The organism is Noviherbaspirillum sp. (assembly GCF_035254685.1).
In the GTDB taxonomy this organism is placed as follows: Bacteria; Pseudomonadota; Gammaproteobacteria; order Burkholderiales; family Burkholderiaceae_D; genus Noviherbaspirillum.
The window spans coordinates 318,358-336,417 of record NZ_DATFAI010000041.1 but is presented as its reverse complement, the minus strand read 5'-3'; the positions used below and the strand labels follow the sequence as shown (position 1 = coordinate 336,417).

Here is an 18,060-nt window from a genome sequence, read left to right as displayed (position 1 = left end):
AAACATACCTGCTGCAAGCTTTCAAAAGCCTGTCATTTGTTTATGTATATCAGGATCATGTTCGACTGAGCGGTGTCAAATTGCCATTGCAGCAGAAATTTCGTCGGGATACTTTGCAACCGGAAGTAAAAGTCCGTATCTAATTCAAATTTTGCGCTTAGGTTTGCCATGCCCCCCACATCCCGAAACCAAGGAGAAACAATGGGACGATCCCTGCGCCCTGTCCTGTCCATACTGGTCTTGCTCGCCCTCGCTGCTTGCGGCGGCGGTGGCAATGGCGGATCCGGCACGACGACTTCCAGTCCGGTCAAAGCGGTCACATCGCTCGATCCCGGCGCGCCGCAGACGACCGGTAACACGGCGACCGACGGTTTCAACTGGTTCAACTTCCGGCGCCAGCAGGCCGGACTCCCGGGCGTGGCGCGTAATGCGAAGCTCGACCTGGCGGCGCAGGGGCATTCCGACTACCAGAAGTTAAACGACACCATCACCCATGAGCAGATCGCCGGCAAACCCGGCTTCACCGGGCAGACCACGGGTGACCGCTTGATGGCCGCGGGCTACCTGCTGCCGGCCGGCGGCTATGCGTATGGCGAGGTGATTTCGGCAACAAGCGACCGTTCCGGCTTCAATGCCGCGGAAGACCTGATCGCGGCGATCTATCACCGCTTTGTCATTTTCGAGCCGATCTTCAAGGAAGGCGGCTCCGGTGCCGCCACCGTCACCAATGGCCTGACCTACTTCACGACCGACTTCGCAACCATCGGCATCGATACGACCCCGCAGGAACGCAGCAGGCTGTTCACCTATCCGTATTCGGGGCAGCAGCGCGTGCCCGTGAATTTTCTGAGTGATAACGAAGTGCCCGACCCGGTCCCGAACATCAACGAGGTCGGCTATCCGGTCAGCGTGCACTCCACCCTCGGCACCACACTTGCCGTCCAGAGCTTCACCATCCGCCCGCGTGGCGGCGATCCGCTGCCGGTGCAGTTGCTCAGGCATGACACCGACCCCCAGACCCCGGGTTCGGCCGTCGCCATCATTCCGCTTGGCGTACTCAAAGCGGCCACGACCTACGACGTGCAGTTCACCGGCAGCCTGGACGGCGCCGGCATTAGCCGCTCATGGGCATTCACGACACAATAATCGCTTTCCCCGTGCCACCCCGGCGCGAATCTGCTATCGTGTCTTTGTTGCTGTAAGGAAAGCAGGGTATCGGCTTGCCACACCCCGCCTTTCTGCCGGCACAGAGGGGACATGACAAGACAAGCGGGCGGCACGATGGCGACGACAACAACAGCCTCATCAGCGCGCGACGACGATGAACTGTTGAGCGCGGCATTTGATGCCACAGGCATCGGTATCTGTTTTCTCGACGAGACGGGCACGTTCCAGCGCGTCAACCGCGCCTTCTGTGCCATGCTCGGCTATTGCCCGGACGAGATTGTCGGCCAGCCGTGGAGCAAGGCGGCGCCCCCGGAGGTCGCTGCCTATGGCGATCGCTTCGTGGCCGGCCTGTTCGCCGAATCCCCCAGACTCTCCGACGAATGGCGCATCCGCCGCAAGGACGGTTCGCTGCTGACCGCGCTGGTCAGCGTCAAATCCCTTGCCCTGCACAGCGGCGCGCGCCGCGTGGTTGTCACCTTCACCGATATCGAACGGCGCAAGGCAGCCGAGGAAGCCGCGCTGCGCCGCTCCAGGGACCTGTACCGCGACGTGGTGGAAAACGTCGGTGAAGCCATCGTGATCGTGCAGGAACGCCGCCTGATCTACAGCAATCCGCGCACCGTCGAGCTGTCCGGTTACACGATGGACGAACTGTTGTCGCTGCCGTTATCCAACATGGTCCATCCGGAGGACCTGCCCAGGGTGCTCGACGGCTACCGGAACCGCATGGACGGCGCGCCGGCATCCTCCGGTTATTCGCAGTTCCGCCTGCTGCGCAAGGACGGCACGGTCTTGTGGGTGGAATCCAGCGGCGTGCGCATCGACTGGGAAGGGCAGCCGGCCATCCTCGCCTTCCTGTCCGACCAGACCGAGCGCCGCCGCCAGCAGGAAGCGCTCATCACGTCCGAAGAACACCACCGGCAGGTGGTGGACAACGCCATTGAAGGCATCCTGGTGTTGCAGGACGGTGTGGTCGCCTTCGCCAATTCCCGGGTGAAGGACTTCATCGGCCTGCCCGCAGCGGAACTGATCGGCAAGCCATTCCTCGACGGCGTGCATCACGACGACCAGCACCTCGTTCTGGATCGTTACCGCCGACGCATGCGCGGCGAGGAAGTCGAGCAGAACGCTGTTTTCCGCATGTTCAACCGCAGCACCGGGCAGAGCCTCTGGGTGCAGGTCGCGGTGGTGACGATCGACTGGGGCGGGCGGCCGGCGGCGCTCGTCTTCATCAACGACATCACCGAGCGCAAGGCGCTGGAAGACAAGCTCAAGCAGACGCTCGCCGAGCGCGAGACCATTCTGGAAAACTCCATCGTCGGCATGATCTTCCTGAATCCCGCAGGCCGCGTGAACTGGGCCAACAGTGCGATGTTCGAGATCTTCGGGGTCGAGCGCAGCAACATCGCCGGCATGTCGCTCGAACCCTTCTATTCGTCGCGCGAGGAATATCTGACGACAGGCGCCATGGTCGCCGAGGCCGTCAGCAGGGGCGAGGCCTTCGAAGCGGAAATGCAGATGAAGCGCGCCGACGGCAGCATGTTCTGGGCCTACCTCTCCGGACGCGCGGTCAACCCGCATGACCTGTCGCACGGCACGGTCTGGGTCGCGATGGACATCACCAAGCGCCGCCAGCTCGAGAAAGACCTGAACAAGTCCGAAGAGCATTACCGGCAGGTGGTCGACAACGTCACCGAATGCATCCTCGTGGTGCAGGACGGGCGCATCGTACTGTGCAATCCGCGCCTGCTGCAGCTCACCGGCTACGAACGCGATGAACTGTTCGCGCAGCCCTTCGTCGCCGCCATCCACGCCGAGGACCGGCCGTTGGTGATCGATCACCACATGCGCCGCCTGCGCGGCGAACAGGTCGAGCAGTACTACCAGTTCCGCATCGTCAACAAGCAGACCGGCGCCATCGCCTGGGTACAGCTGTCAGCGGTGATGATCGAATGGGAAGGCAAGCCCGCGACACTGTCCTTCATGACCGACATCACCGAGCGCAAGGCGCTGGAGGACAGCCTCAAGCAGAGCATGGCCGAACGTATCCGCCTCGAGCGGTTGCGCATCCAGGCCGAACTGAAGGAAGCAGAGCTGGCGCGCCGCCACGCGGAGGAAACCACGCGCGCCAAGTCGATGTTCCTGGCGAACATGAGCCACGAGATCCGCACACCGATGAATGCCATCATCGGCATGGCGCACCTCGCCCTGCGCACCGGGCTCGACGCGAAGCAGCGCGATTACGTGGAAAAGATCCGTAGCGCCGGCATCTCGCTGCTGGGCATCATCAACGACATCCTCGACTTTTCCAAGATCGAAGCCGGCAAGCTCGACATGGAGCACATCAGCTTCAACCTGGATGACGTGCTCAACAACGTCGCCACCGTCACCGGCGCCAGGGCGCACGAGAAACGCCTCGAATACGTGTTCCAGGTTCCGCTCGACGTCCCACGCGGACTGGTGGGCGATCCGTTGCGCCTCGGGCAGGTGCTGATCAACCTGGTCAACAACGCCATCAAGTTCACCGAACGCGGCGAGATCTTCGTTTCCTGCAGCCGGCTCGATGCCAGCGCCGACAAGGTCCAGCTGCAGTTTCTCGTGCGTGACACCGGCATCGGCATGACGCAGGAGCAGACCGCGAAACTGTTCCGCGCATTCAGCCAGGCCGATGAATCGACCACGCGCAAGTATGGCGGCACCGGCCTCGGCCTGTCGATCGCCAGGCGGCTGGTGGAGCTGATGGGCGGCGCCATTTGGTTGGAGAGCGAGCCCGGTCTCGGCACCACCATCCGCTTCACCGCCTGGTTCGGCATGGCGGAAGCGCTGGAGCGGCGTCGCGCGGTGCCGGCCATCATCGACGGCATGCGGGTGCTGGTGGTCGACGACAATCCGGTCGCGCGCCAGGTGCTCGCCGACAGCCTGGCCGTGCTGCCGCTGCAGGTGGAACTTGCCGCCGGCGCGGCCGAGGCGCTCGACATGATCCGCGCCGCTGACGGTACGCAGCCGTACGGCGTGGTGTTCACCGACCTTTACATGCCCGGCATGGACGGCATCGACCTGATCGGCGCAGTGAGAATCGACGAAGCGCTGGCCGCGCCGCCGCGCATGGTACTGCTCAGTGCGCACGGACGCGAGGAAGCGCGTTACCGCATCGAGCATGTGCAGGCCGACAGCTTCCTCGTCAAGCCGGTCAACGCCTCGACCCTGGTCGACACCCTGGTCGAACTGTTCGCGCCGCACGCGCGCGCGGCCATCACCGGCGTCAGCGATCGCGCACCGCGCTTCCGCGGCCTGAATGTGCTACTGGTCGAAGACAACGAGATCAACCAGCAGATCGCCGCCGAACTGCTGCGTTCCGCCGGCCTGACAATCGAGATCGCCGCCAACGGCCTGGTTGCGCTGGAGAAGCTCGACGCCGCTGGGCCCGGCTGCTACGGCCTCGTCTTCATGGATGTGCAGATGCCGGAAATGGATGGTCACGAAGCCACGCGCCGCATTCGCAGCGACAAACGCTTCAACGCGCTGCCGATCATCGCCATGACCGCGCATGCGATGGTGGAAGAACGCGAGCGCTGCTTCGCCTCCGGCATGAACGACCATCTCGCCAAGCCGATCAGCCCCGACGAGCTGTATCGCGCGATCGCGCGCTGGTGCCCGCAGAACGTCGTCCCGGAGGAGCCGCCGCAGGACAGCACTGATATCGCAGCGGAAGCCGAACTGGAGATCGACGGCATCGACGTCAGGGACGGCCTGTCGCGCACGCTCGGCAATCGCAGCTTCTACCTGCAGATGCTGGCGCGCTTCCGTGAAGACCAGGACGGCATCGCCAGCAGGATCCGCAACGCGATCGCTCACGACCGTGAGCTGGCAGAACGCTGCGCGCACACGCTCAAGGGCGTCGCGGCGCTGCTCGGTGCGACCAACCTGCAGCAACTGTGCGGCAGGCTGGAGGCTGAGATCCATCGCGGCAGCGGCATCGACATGCTGGCTCCCTTGCTGGATGAGCTCGAACGCACCATGCACGCCTTGATGCAGGCCATCGACAAGGTGCTGCCTTCCTCCGTTCCTGCCGTGACCGTTGAAAGCACGGCAATCGACCGCGGCGAGGTGCAGGCCGCGATCTCTCGCTTCGCGCAACTGCTGAAAGAATCGGATGCCGAAGCGAGCGACCTGCTGGCGCAATCGGCGCACCTGATGTCGGCTGCGCTGGATGAGGAAAGCTGGCGTCGCATCGAGCGCGCCACGCACCACTACGACTTCGACGCCGCGCTCGCCGCGCTGCAGGCAGGTATCGGGAACAGCGGCTATTCGATCGACTAGCATCCAGGGGGAGCGTACTGATGAGCATTCCATTCGACAGCCTGCGCAAGCAAACCATCCTGATCGTCGACGACACGCCGGACAATATCTCGCTGCTCTCCGCGCTCCTCAAGGACAAGTACAAGCTGAAGATCGCCACCAACGGCCTCAAGGCGCTGCAGATCGCTTCCGTCGCGCCCTGCCCCGACCTCATCCTGCTTGACGTGATGATGCCCGTGCTGGACGGCTATGAAACCTGCCGCCGCCTGAAGGCCGCGCCGGAAACCGCCGATATTCCCGTCATGTTCCTCACCGCAAAGACGCAGCAGGAAGACGAGGAAATAGGCCTGAGCCTCGGCGCGGTCGACTACATTCCCAAGCCGATTAGCCCGGCCATCGTGCTCGCGCGCGTGGCCACGCAACTGAGTCTGAAGAAGGCGCGCGAGTTTCTGAAGGACCAGAATACGCACCTGGAACATCTCGTCGAACAGCGCACGCGCGAAGTGATGCAGATGCAGGACGCCACCATCCTCGCCATGGCCTCGCTGGCGGAAACGCGCGACAACGAAACCGGCAACCACATCCGCCGCACGCAGGCCTACGTTGCCGCGTTGGCGCGCAAGCTGCAGCACCATGCGCGTTTTGCCGAGGTACTCACCGAAGAGAACATCCACCTGCTGTTCAAGTCGGCGCCGCTGCACGACATCGGCAAGGTCGGCGTGCCCGACCGCATCCTGCTCAAGCCGGGAAAGCTCGATCCGGATGAATTCGAGATCATGAAGATGCATGCGGTGTATGGCCGCGACGCCATTATTGCCGTGGAAAAGCATCTCGGCGGTAGCAACGGCTTTCTCGCCTTCGCACGCGACATCGCCTACTGCCATCACGAAAAGTGGGACGGCAGCGGCTATCCGCAGGGGCTGAAAGGCGACGCCATCCCGCTGGCGGCGCGGCTGATGGCACTGGCCGATGTCTACGACGCGCTGATCTCGCGTCGCGTGTACAAGCCCGCGTTCAGCCACGAAGAAGCGGCCAGGATCATCCGGCAGGGCCGCGGCACGCACTTCGATCCCGATGTGCTCGATGCCTTCAACGAGATCGAGCACCAGTTCCGCGAGATCGCGCGGCAATACAGCGACAACGGGCACGGCAAGGACAAAGACGCGCCGGAAGACGACAACGGGCTCGCCCCGCAGCCGGTCACCTCCCGAGTCGCATGAGGTGAAACATGGCGGCACCTTCCCGTACCTCCATCCTCATCGTTGACGACAACGACGTCGGTCGCGCCATGCTGCGCCATATCCTGATCGAGCATGGCTACAAAGTGGTCGGCACCGCCGCGAGCGGGCAGCTCGGGCTGGAACTGGCGGCGCGCTTGCAGCCGCAGATCGTCTGTCTCGACATCATGCTGCCGGACTGCAATGGACTCGATGTGCTGAAGCGCGTCAGAGAGCAGTGGCCCCAGACGACGGTCCTGATGGTAACGGGTGACAATGATCGCACTTCCGTCAGCACAGCCATGCAGCATGGCGCCGCCGGCTACATCGTCAAGCCCTTCAACCCGGCCACGCTGCTGCAGACGATCGCGCAGGTCGCGTTCAAGACAGTCTAGCTTCGTTGCAATTGCCCACATTTCCTGTGGCTAAAACTGTGGACAAGTCCTACCCGACTTGCCTATCTCCATGATCTGCAAGGAAATTTTCATTCTGATTAAAATCAAGGCAGGCATCCGCCGGGCATCGCATGCGGCCTGAACATTGTGTGCCTCGCACAGTCCTATGCACATGCATGAAGGAGGCAGCGATGACAGTCATCAAGTACATGAAAGCGGATTGGGTCGCCCAGGCGGACATTCAGGAACAGCAGGACGGCAAGTTCCGCGGGGTCGTCATGCTGAGCCGTGAACGCGGCGCGGGCAGCGATGATACGCAGCATACGGTCGATGCGCCCTCCGATAGTCCGGAGCAGGCGCTGGAGCAAGCCAAGGCGCTTGCGCACCGCCTGCTCGCCGGGATCGATGCCTGACGGTTTTCAAGCGCCGTTCAATCGCCATCTACTTGCCCACATCCTGTGTGGATATTTCTGTGGGCAACCCGGAATAACGTTATCTATGTGCATGATCTATAAGGAAATTTTTCCTTTGATTAAAATCAGTGCACTGACAGCGGGCAAGCTACTTTCCTATACAGAAACGGCTGAAAATCACGCCCAGCAAATCGTCTGACGTGAATTCGCCGGTGATGCTGTTCAGGCATTCCTGCGCGAGCCGCAATTCCTCCGCAAACAAGTCAAGCGCCTGGCTGTCTTTCGATGCGTGCGCGGCGGCAAGCTCGAGATGCTCGCGCGCCGTCTTCAGTGCCAGCAAGTGCCGCTCGCGCGCCAGGAAACGAGACTCACCGGTCTGCTGCCAGCCGGCCACGCGCAGCAATTCCGTGCGCAGCAGGTCGATGCCGCGCCGCTCGGTCGCCGACAGATAGATATGCGTCGCATCCGGCATGCGGTCAACCGCTGGCTTGTGGCCCGACAGGTCGATCTTGTTCCACACGCGCAGCACCGGCACGCCGGACGGGAAACGCGCCATGATGTCCTCGTCGCCGCGCGTCGGCCCGCGACTTGCATCGAGCAGATGCACGATCACATCCGCCTTCTGCACTTCATTCCAGGTCCGCTCGATGCCGATGCGTTCGACCTCGTCGCCGGAATCGCGGATGCCGGCCGTATCGATGATATGCAGCGGGATGCCTTCCATCTGGATCGTCTCGGTCACCTTGTCCCGCGTCGTGCCTGCGATCGGCGTGACGATGGCGACATCCGAACCGGCCAGCGCATTGAGCAGCGAGGACTTGCCCACGTTCGGCTGGCCGGCCAGCACCACGTTCAGGCCCTCACGCAGCAGCGCACCCTGCGCCGCCTGCTCGAACACCTCGCCCAGGTTCGCGCGGATGCGCTCCAGCTGGCCGCGCGCATCGGATTTTTCGAGGAAATCGATTTCCTCCTCCGGGAAGTCGAGCGTGGCTTCCACCAGCATGCGCAAGTGCACGACCTTGTCGACCAGTTCATGAATGGTCTTTGAAAATGCGCCGGTCAGCGACGCCGAGGCCGATTTCACTGCCGCTTCAGTCGACGCCTCGATCAGGTCGGCCACCGCCTCGGCCTGCGCCAGGTCGAGCTTGTCGTTCATGAAGGAACGCTGCGTGAATTCGCCTGGCTCCGCCACGCGCAGCCCGATCTCCTGCCCGGCCTGCAGGCAGCGCGCCAGCAGCATTTGCATCACCACCGGTCCGCCATGGCCCTGCAGCTCCAGCACATCCTCGCCGGTATAGGAATGCGGTGCCTTGAAGTAGATCGCGATGCCCTGGTCGATCACGCTGCCGTCTTCATTCTTGAACGGCAAATACGTTGCATAACGCGGCTGCAGCAATGTCGTGCCGCACACCGCCTGCATCACTGGTGCCAGGTTCTTGCCAGAGATGCGCACAACGCCAATACCGCCGCGCCCCGGCGCGGTGGCAATGGCAGCAATCGGAGAAGAAGAATCGTAGTTCATGAAAATGATTGTAGGTTCGGAGGTGTCGGCAAGCAACAGAAAAGCGGGTGTCCACGGAAAACACAAAAAACACGGAAAACAACAACAGAATCGACTGTATCAATTCGATGTTCTTTCAACGGAGAGATGCCGTTGCACGTCCCGAATAATTTCTGTGCTTTCCGTGTTTTCCGTGGACAAAAACAAAAAGCCCGCGCATCGCACGGGCTTCCTTATTGCGCAGAATAACGCTTACGCTGGCTTGCCGCCCGTGATCTTCTTCGTGATCACCCATTGCTGCGTGATCGACAGCACGTTGTTCACGACCCAGTACAGCACGAGGCCGGACGGGAAGAAGAAGAACATGACCGAGAACACGATCGGCATGACCATCATCACCTTGGCCTGGACCGGGTCCGGCGGCGTCGGATTCAGCTTGGTCTGGACGAACATCGAAACCGCCATCACGACCGGGAGAATATAGAACGGGTCGGGCGATGCCAGGTCATGGATCCAGCCGAGCCACGGCGCGTTGCGCATTTCGACCGACGCCAGCAACACCCAGTACAACGCGATGAACACCGGGATCTGCACCACGATCGGCAGGCAGCCGCCAAGCGGATTGATCTTCTCGGTGCGGTACAGGTCCATCATGGCCTGGTTCATCTTAGCCGGATCGCTCTTGTAACGCTCGCGGATGTTCTGCATCTTCGGCGTGACCGTCTTCATCTTCGCCATGCTGCGATAGCTCGCGGCGGACAACGGGAAGAAGGCCAGCTTGATAAGGATGGTCAGCACAATGATGGTCCAGCCCCAGTTGCCAAGAACCTTGTGGATCTGGGTCATGAGCCAGAAGATCGGCTTGGCGACAATGGTCAGCCAGCCATAGTCCTTCACCAGTTCCAGGCCGGGCGCCAGTTTTTCCAGTGTGGACGACACTTCCGGACCGGAATACAGTGGTGTCTGCATCGTCGCGCTTGCGCCCGGGGCAACGGTGCCCAGCGGCAGGATGGTGCCGACAGCGTACAGGTTGTTGTCGACCTTCTTCGTGTAAATCTCCCGAGGCACATTTTGCGGCGGCAGGAAGGCCGACACGAAATAGTGCTGGACCAGTGCAATCCAGCCATCGTTGGCCTTGGTCGCGTGCTTGGCCTTGCCCTTCTCGATATCTTCGAAGGTCATCTTCTGGAATTTCTCTCCTTCCGTATAGACGGCCGGGCCGGTGAAGGTGCTGTAGAACTTCGACGTGCCTTCAGGCTTGTTGCCGTCGCGGACGAGTTGCAGATAGAGAGAGGGGCTGATCGGCGCGCCGCTGTTGTTGATCACTTCATGCTTGAGGCCGATCTCGTAGTCGCCGCGCTTGAACGTGAAGGTCTTGACCAGCTTGACGCCGTTCTGCTCGGATTCCAGCACCAGTTGCAGTTCGTTGTTGCCGTCCAGCGTGCGCGGGCCGGGTTTCGCAACGAACACCGACTTGTGGTTCGGGAACGGACCGCCGATCAGGCCGGTCTGGCCGAGGTAAGTGTGGTTGGGGTCGGACTCGAACAGGACCATATGCTTGGTCGGATCGACCGGATCCTTGTGCTGGAGGAGTTCCAGGCGCTTGATTTCGCCGCCGAGAGTGTCGATGTCCGCCTTGAACACATCGGTGGTGATGGTCACGGTTTCGCTCTTCGCTTGCGGCGCGGTGGCCGGGACGGCAGCGGGTGTGGCGGCAGGAGTGCTTGCCTGCGGCACATCGGCCTTGTTCGCCGGTGCGCTGCCGGATGCCGGTTTGGCCGTCTGCGTCGTGGTCGGGAAGAACATTGACGGTTTGCCGTTGTAGCGCATCCAGTTGTCCCACAGCAAGAGCAGGGACAACGAGAACACAACCCACAGGACGGTACGTTGGATATCCATAAGCGTATTGGTCAGTAATCAGGAATTCAGTGATGATGGCAGGCGCATGCGTCTGTCGTCGTTTCGCCGGTCGCCTTCTTCGGCACCGGGTCCAGCCCGCCTGGATGCCACGGATGGCATTTGCACAGGCGCTTCGCGGCCAGCAGGCTGCCCCTGGCCGCGCCATGTTCGCGAATTGCTTCCATAGCATAGCTCGAACAGCTCGGATAAAAGCGGCAGTTCCGGCCGAGGAAAGGGCTGATACCCAGCTGGTACGCGCGCAATAGTAGCAGTAAAAGCGTTTTCATCAGCGTGCCTCGTTGGATGCGGGCAGCGTGTGCTTCGAGCGAAGCAGCAACGTCAGCTCGTTACGCAATGCGGACTTGAGCTTCGCGGTCGATGCCGGTTCGGCCTTGGAGTTCACTGGTTTGGACAGGCGTACGATGCAATCGATCGGCGGCAGGTCGGATTGGCGGAACAATTCGCGCGTGATGCGCTTGATCATGTTGCGCGTGACCGCGCGCGGCGCAAAACGCTTGGCGGCGACGATGCCCAGCCGGGCGCGGTTCAGTTGGTTGCTGCGCGCATACAGCACGAAGTGTGCCGTGCGATGGACGGGCCGCAAACGAAAAACGGATGAAAATTCATCCGTTTTAACGATTCGCCGATCGCGTGCGTAGTGTTGAGAACGAGCTTCGCCCACGCCAGCAGCGTGCGGTGCAATGTCTGGCTCAGACGGCCAGACGCTTGCGGCCCTTGGCGCGGCGCGCATTGAGAACAGCGCGGCCACCACGGGTTGCCATGCGAACGCGGAAGCCGTGGGTACGCTTGCGGCGGACGACGGAAGGTTGGTAAGTACGTTTCATTATTGGTCTCGCTAGTCAGCAAAAATGGGTGGGATCATCACGCAGCCCATTCTTGTCTTGTGCTATGTCTACAAAACACACAAAACGCAACAGGCAGTGAACCCGCAATTAAACCCCACTTTCCGGTTTTCTGTCAATCACTTAGAGCGTCGGGAAGTTGCCGTGAAAGCAAGCGGCGACAAATTTTGCTTGCAGGAAATGATGGAAATTGTCATGCGCCGAATCCCGCCAGCAGGCAGGCCGGGCGCTTTCATGCCCATTCGTAATAAACATGTCTCGCCTCATCATGAAGCCCAAATTATCCACATTTGCAAGGAATTTTTTATGTCGGAAAAATGACGCAGCCTGTGGATAACCCACCTTGCGGGGTATAGAATAGCCGTCCCGTGTGGAACGCCAGACGTTACCAAACGCCGCACCGGCGCTGCATCAAGTCGCAACTGCAGGCCGCCGGAAGGGTGAACGCAAGGCAGTCGGTCATGTTCCGCGCCATCCCCCCGACATTAGAAAAAAATCATGGAAGATTTTTGGCAGACGTGCTCCTCCTTGCTGGAGCAGGAGCTTACGCCGCAACAATTCAGTGCATGGATTAAGCCGTTGGCGCCGCTCGACTTCGAGGATGGCCGATTGCGGATCGCCGCGCCCAACCGCTTCAAGCTGGACTGGGTGAAAACCCAGTTTGCCAACCGCATCACAACCCTGGCTGCACAGTATTACGAAGCGCCAGTGGAGGTGCAGTTCGTGCTCGACCCGCGCCTGAACGTCGCAAGAAAGCCGGCGCCGGTTCCGGCGGCAGCGGCCGTCGTGGCCCTGGCTGGCGGGTCCGACATGCCGGACATGCCGGATCCAATTGAACGCGCCGACATTGTTATCGAAGAAACAAAGAAGCGCGACCAGAGCAAGATCAACGAAGCGCTCACCTTCGAAAGCTTCGTGACCGGCAAGGCCAACCAGCTGGCGCGCGCGGCGGCCATCCAGGTCGCCAACAATCCCGGGGTTTCCTACAATCCGCTGTTCCTTTATGGCGGCGTGGGGCTGGGCAAGACGCACCTGATCCATGCCATCGGCAATCAGTTGCTGGCAGATAACCCGAATGTGCGCATTCGCTACATCCACGCAGAACAGTATGTTCGCGATGTAGTGACCGCTTACCAACGCAAAGGTTTCGACGATTTCAAGCGGTACTACCACTCGCTGGACATGCTGCTGATCGACGATATTCAATTCTTCGCTGGCAAGAGCCGCACGCAGGAAGAATTCTTCTATGCATTCGAAGCGCTGATTGCAGCCAAGAAACAGATCATCATCACCAGCGATACCTATCCGAAGGAAATCACCGGCATGGATGACCGCCTGATTTCCCGTTTCGACTCCGGCCTGACGGTCGCCGTCGAGCCGCCGGAGCTGGAAATGCGGGTGGCGATCCTGCTGAAAAAAGCGGCACAGGAAGGCGCAATGCTCAACGACGATGTGGCTTTCTTCGTTGCCAAGCATTTACGATCGAACGTTCGTGAACTTGAAGGCGCGCTGCGAAAGATCCTCGCGTACTCACGCTTCCACGGCAAGGATATTACGATCGATGTTGTCAAGGAAGCATTGAAAGATCTGCTTTCGGTCCAAAATAGACAGATATCGGTCGAGAACATTCAGAAGACGGTCGCCGACTTTTTCAACATCAAGGTCGCCGACATGTACTCGAAAAAGCGCCCGGCCAACATTGCCCGTCCGCGCCAGATCGCCATGTATCTCGCCAAGGAGCTGACGCAGAAGAGCCTGCCGGAGATCGGTGAACTGTTCGGCGGCCGCGACCACACCACCGTGCTGCATGCGGTGCGAAAGATCGCCGCCGACCGCTCCAAGAACCCGGAAGTGAACCACGAGCTGCATGTGCTGGAACAGACGCTCAAGGGGTAATCCACAGCTGCTTCACGGCCTGTGGACAAGTTCCCGGAAGCGCCCGCACGACAGACAGGCGCATCGCATCCGGTGAGTGTTTCTCTATGGAAATTTATCTTTCTCCAGTGCGGGAGAGAGATTGGCGCGGTCGGAGAAAGCGCTTGTCAAGAAGGCAAAAACCACACACTTTGATTTCTTGGAAGCCCCCCTTTTCTGTCAAAATAGAGGTTGTTCCGCGTTTGTTTTTCTGGTCAGTGTCAGTTTTTGCAGACCTCCCGTTTCACACGAAATCAAGCACTGTCTCAACCCAATTACTACAAGGACAAAAGCATGCAATTGGTCAAAACCCAACGAGACACGCTTCTCCGACCGCTGCAGATCGTGAGCGGTATTGTCGAGCGTCGGCACACGCTGCCGATTCTGGCCAATATCCTCATACGCAAGGACGGCGAAAAAGTGTCTTTCCTGTCGACCGACATCGAAGTGCAGATCACCACGCACGCCGATGTTGGCAGCGGCGGTGAAGTGGCCGCCACCACGGTTGCGGCGCGCAAGCTGCTCGACATCCTGCGCGCGCTGCCCGAAGGCGACGTGTCGCTCTCGCTGGCGAACAAACGCATGACAATCCAATCCGGCAAGTCGCGTTTCGGTTTGCAGACGCTCGCCGCGGAAGAATTTCCGACCGTGGCGCAAGCCGAGCACTTCAATGCAAAGGTCACGCTGCCGCAGAAGACCTTGAAGCACCTGTTCAACATGGTGCACTTCGCAATGGCGCAGCAGGACATCCGCTATTACCTGAACGGCATGCTGCTCGTCGTGGATGGCAAGAACGTGATCGCCGTTGCGACCGATGGCCATCGTCTCGCGTTTTGCCAGGTCGAGACCGACCAGGATTTCCAGCGCCATGAAGTGATCATTCCGCGCAAGACCATCCTGGAACTGCAGCGCCTGCTCGAAGACCAGGACAGCCCGGTCGAGATCGAGATCGCGACCAACCAGGTGAAGCTGAGCTTCGCGGACATCGAACTGATTTCCAAGCTGGTCGAAGGCAAGTTCCCCGACTTCACGCGCGTGATCCCGAAGGGCTACAAGAACAACTTCACGATCGACCGTCAGACGTTGCTGCACTCCCTGCAGCGCGCGGCCATCATGACCAGCGACAAGTTCAAGGGCGTGCGCTGCATCATCAGCCCGGGCAGCCTGAAGATCAGCTCGACCAACGCTGACCAGGAAGAAGCAGTGGAAGAACTCGAAATCGATTACGGCGGCGACAGCATCGACATCGGTTTCAACGTCACCTACCTGCTGGATGTACTCAACAACCTCAAGGGCGATAACATTAACATCGCGCTTGGCGACGCCAACTCATCGGCGTTGATCACCGTACCGGATAACGCAGACTTCAAGTATGTCGTGATGCCGATGCGTATTTGATTTGATTGATAACGCAATTCGCAAGGGGGCCGCTGGAGTTCGGGCGCGCCCCTTTGCTGCATTTTTGGAAGTTTACATTTTTAGCTGATTAGCTCCTTCCCCCTTGCAGGGGGGAAGGTTGGGATGGGGGTAGAGTGATTGCGCCATCACTTGCAATGATTCGATCTCACTACTCCCACCCGAACCTTTCCCTGCAAGGGGGAGGGAACCCGCAAGCTAAACCGTTCTTTTAGACGTAACTCGATTCATCAGAAGGCAGCCATGTCCGCGATCCCTCAGCAAAACACTCCGCAACCGCAAGTCAGTCAGTACAGCGCATCCTCGATCCAGATCCTCGAAGGTCTCGAAGCCGTGCGCAAGCGCCCTGGCATGTACATCGGCGACACCTCCGACGGAACGGGCCTGCACCATCTGGTATTCGAAGTTCTCGACAACTCGATCGACGAAGCGCTGGCCGGCCACTGCACCGAAATTCACGTCACCATCCACGCCGACAACTCCATCTCCGTGACCGACAACGGCCGCGGCATCCCGACCGGCATCAAGTGGGACGACAAGCACGATCCCAAGCGCAGCGCCGCGGAAATCGTCATGACCGAGCTGCATGCCGGCGGCAAGTTCGACCAGAACTCCTACAAGGTCTCCGGCGGCCTGCACGGCGTGGGCGTGTCCTGCGTGAACGCGCTGTCCAAGCTGCTCAAGCTCACCATCCGCCGCGACGGCAAGGTGCACCAGATGGAGTTCGCCAGGGGCGTTGTCCAGAACCGCGAACTCGAAGTGCAGGATGGCGTCAGCGTCTCGCCGATCAAGGTCACCGGCGACACCGACAAGCGCGGCACCGAAGTTCACTTCTGGGCCGATGAAGAAATCTTCACGCACGTCGAATTCCACTACGACATCCTCGCCAAGCGCATCCGCGAGCTCTCCTTCCTGAACAATGGCGTGCATATCAAGCTCACTGACCAACGCACCGGCAAGGAAGAAGACTTCGCGTTCGAAGGCGGCACGCGCGGCTTCGTCGAGTACATCAACAAGAACAAGAGCGTGCTGCATCCGACCATCTTCCAGGCCACCGGCGAGAAGGTGTCCGAGCACGGCACGACGATCGGCGTCGACGTCTCCATGCAATGGAACGACGCCTACAACGAACAAGTGCTCTGCTTCACCAACAACATCCCGCAGCGTGACGGCGGCACCCACCTCACCGGCCTGCGCGCCGCGATGACGCGCGTCATCAACAAGTACATCGAAGAAAACGACTTCGCGAAGAAGGCCAAGGTTGAGGTATCCGGCGACGACATGCGTGAAGGCCTCACCTGTGTGTTGTCCGTCAAGGTCCCCGAGCCGAAGTTCAGCTCGCAGACCAAGGACAAGCTCGTGTCTTCCGAAGTGCGCGGCCCGGTCGAGGAAATCGTCGCCAAGACGCTGACTGACTTCCTGATGGAAAAGCCGAACGACGCCAAGATCATCTGCGGCAAGATCGTCGAAGCCGCCCGCGCGCGCGAAGCCGCCCGCAAGGCGCGCGAGCTCACGCGCCGCAAGGGCGTGATGGACGGACTCGGTCTCTCGTCCAAGCTGGCCGACTGCCAGGAACGCGATCCGGCGCTGTGCGAGCTGTACATCGTCGAGGGTGACTCCGCAGGCGGCTCCGCCAAGCAAGGCCGCGACCGGAAGTTCCAGGCCATCCTCCCGCTGCGCGGCAAGGTGCTCAACGTCGAAAAGGCTCGCTTCGAAAAGATGCTGTCCTCCGAGCAGATCACCACCCTGATCGCCACGCTCGGCACCTCCATCGGCCCGGACGAATTCAACGCCGACAAGCTGCGCTACCACCGCATCATCATCATGACCGACGCGGACGTTGACGGCGCGCACATCCGCACCCTGCTTCTCACGCTGCTGTATCGCCAGATGCCGGCACTGGTCGAGCGCGGCCACGTCTACATCGCGCAGCCGCCGTTGTACAAGGTCAAGCACGGCAAGGATGAGCGCTATCTCAAGGACGACGTCGAAGAAGCGCAATACATGATGCAGATCGCACTGCACGATGCCGCACTGATCCCGAACGAAGGCGCGCAACCCATCGTCGGCGAAGCCCTGTCAGAACTGGTTCGGCAGTACAACACGGCCAACGCCATCATCATGCGCCTGGCGCGCGCCGTCGATGAAGCGGCGCTGTCGGCCATCATGACCGGCGTCACGCTCAAGCTCGACACCGCTGCCGATGCTGAAGCGTCCGCGCAAGCGCTGACCAAGGCCATCAATGACCCGGCCATCGCCGTCGTCGTCAAATCCGACGAACTCTCCGACAAGCACATGCTGCGAATCGAACGCAGCCACTTCGGCAACCTGAAGATCAGCACCATCGACGCCGACTTCGTGCACGGCCCGGATTACCAGATACTGTCCGCCGCCGCCGCCACCTTCAAGGGCCTCATCGGCCCGGGCGCGCTGGTCCGTCGCGGCCAGGGCGACAAGGCCAAGGAAATCGCCATCAAGGACTTCCACGAAGCGATGAACTGGCTGCGCGACGAAGCCGAACGCGGCGTCTCCAAGCAGCGCTACAAGGGGCTGGGCGAGATGAATCCAGAGCAGCTGTGGGAGACCACGATGGATCCGGCAGTGCGCCGCCTGTTGAAGGTGCAGATCGAGGATGCGATTGCGGCGGACCAGATCTTTACCACGCTGATGGGGGATGACGTGGAACCGCGTCGTGCGTTCATCGAAACCAATGCGCTGCAGGCGGGGAATATTGATGTTTGATGCAAGCTGTGAGTTGATCCATAACCTTGGCCAGGTATCCCCATAGCCTTGGCCTTTTTGCGCATGACATTGCTCTTATTAAGCGTTTAAATCTGGCGTTCAATCCCCGGCCGTGGTCGGGGATTTTTTATGGTGATCCCACTTCGAGATACTGAATGAGCGAAACAAAGAACTCTGACTGATGTTGATTGGATACTCGCTATCCAAATAGTCATCACTAAACTATACGTAGCA

General features: G+C 60.5%; 14 protein-coding genes. 9 read left to right on the top strand and 5 right to left on the bottom strand.

Annotated features, from left to right (window positions below; all coding sequences use genetic code 11):
- Window positions 1-201: 201 nt before the first annotated feature.
- The 5 genes from VJ698_RS19140 (at window position 202) to VJ698_RS19120 (ending at window position 7,491) form a co-directional block, all read left to right on the top strand.
- Window positions 202-1,146: a CAP domain-containing protein gene (locus VJ698_RS19140; protein WP_324104397.1), complete on the top strand. Its 945-nt coding sequence runs from the start codon at window positions 202-204 to the stop codon at window positions 1,144-1,146.
- 111 nt (window positions 1,147-1,257) lie between these two features.
- Complete coding sequence (locus VJ698_RS19135) at window positions 1,258-5,487, top strand: PAS domain S-box protein (protein ID WP_324104396.1); 4,230 nt, start codon at window positions 1,258-1,260, stop codon at window positions 5,485-5,487.
- Window positions 5,488-5,507: 20 nt separating this feature from the next.
- Window positions 5,508-6,686: a two-component system response regulator gene (locus tag VJ698_RS19130; RefSeq protein ID WP_324104395.1), complete on the top strand. Its 1,179-nt coding sequence runs from the start codon at window positions 5,508-5,510 to the stop codon at window positions 6,684-6,686.
- A gap of 8 nt (window positions 6,687-6,694) precedes the next feature.
- On the top strand, window positions 6,695-7,078 hold the full coding sequence (locus VJ698_RS19125) for a response regulator transcription factor (protein ID WP_324104394.1): 384 nt from the start codon (window positions 6,695-6,697) through the stop codon (window positions 7,076-7,078).
- A 191-nt stretch (window positions 7,079-7,269) separates the two neighbouring features.
- Window positions 7,270-7,491 carry a hypothetical protein gene (locus VJ698_RS19120; protein WP_324104393.1) on the top strand — a complete coding sequence of 74 codons (222 nt, stop codon included), beginning with the start codon at window positions 7,270-7,272 and terminating at the stop codon, window positions 7,489-7,491.
- Window positions 7,492-7,639: 148 nt separating this feature from the next.
- On the opposite strand, the gene mnmE is transcribed toward VJ698_RS19120, so the two are convergent.
- The 5 genes from mnmE to rpmH all read right to left on the bottom strand — a co-directional run bounded on the left by mnmE (window position 7,640) and on the right by rpmH (window position 11,736).
- Window positions 7,640-9,013, bottom strand: coding sequence for a tRNA uridine-5-carboxymethylaminomethyl(34) synthesis GTPase MnmE (gene mnmE, locus VJ698_RS19115; protein WP_324104392.1), 1,374 nt, complete (start codon window positions 9,011-9,013; stop codon window positions 7,640-7,642).
- Between the two features lie 231 nt (window positions 9,014-9,244).
- Window positions 9,245-10,891: a membrane protein insertase YidC gene (yidC, locus tag VJ698_RS19110; protein WP_324104391.1), complete on the bottom strand. Its 1,647-nt coding sequence runs from the start codon at window positions 10,889-10,891 to the stop codon at window positions 9,245-9,247.
- A gap of 26 nt (window positions 10,892-10,917) precedes the next feature.
- Entirely contained in the window at window positions 10,918-11,178 is a 261-nt protein-coding gene (gene yidD / locus VJ698_RS19105; RefSeq protein ID WP_324104390.1) for a membrane protein insertion efficiency factor YidD, read from the bottom strand.
- Window positions 11,178-11,642 carry a ribonuclease P protein component gene (gene rnpA, locus VJ698_RS19100; RefSeq protein ID WP_414691192.1) on the bottom strand — a complete coding sequence of 155 codons (465 nt, stop codon included), beginning with the start codon at window positions 11,640-11,642 and terminating at the stop codon, window positions 11,178-11,180. Before rnpA ends, yidD begins: the two co-directional genes overlap by 1 nt.
- On the bottom strand, window positions 11,602-11,736 hold the full coding sequence (gene rpmH, locus VJ698_RS19095) for a 50S ribosomal protein L34 (protein WP_040041456.1): 135 nt from the start codon (window positions 11,734-11,736) through the stop codon (window positions 11,602-11,604). Before rpmH ends, rnpA begins: the two co-directional genes overlap by 41 nt.
- A 24-nt stretch (window positions 11,737-11,760) precedes the next feature.
- Between rpmH and VJ698_RS19090 the strand changes: the two genes are divergently transcribed.
- From VJ698_RS19090 to gyrB, 4 genes are all read left to right on the top strand, one after another.
- Window positions 11,761-12,075, top strand: coding sequence for a hypothetical protein (locus VJ698_RS19090; protein ID WP_324104389.1), 315 nt, complete (start codon window positions 11,761-11,763; stop codon window positions 12,073-12,075).
- A gap of 177 nt (window positions 12,076-12,252) precedes the next feature.
- Window positions 12,253-13,650: a chromosomal replication initiator protein DnaA gene (gene dnaA / locus VJ698_RS19085; RefSeq protein ID WP_324104388.1), complete on the top strand. Its 1,398-nt coding sequence runs from the start codon at window positions 12,253-12,255 to the stop codon at window positions 13,648-13,650.
- 312 nt (window positions 13,651-13,962) lie between these two features.
- A complete protein-coding gene (gene dnaN / locus VJ698_RS19080; RefSeq protein ID WP_324104387.1) occupies window positions 13,963-15,066 on the top strand; it encodes a DNA polymerase III subunit beta in 1,104 nt (367 codons plus the stop codon).
- Window positions 15,067-15,327: 261 nt separating this feature from the next.
- The gene (gyrB, locus tag VJ698_RS19075; protein WP_324104386.1) at window positions 15,328-17,826 is read left to right on the top strand and encodes a DNA topoisomerase (ATP-hydrolyzing) subunit B; all 2,499 of its coding nucleotides are present in this window, start codon (window positions 15,328-15,330) and stop codon (window positions 17,824-17,826) included.
- Window positions 17,827-18,060: the final 234 nt, after the last annotated feature.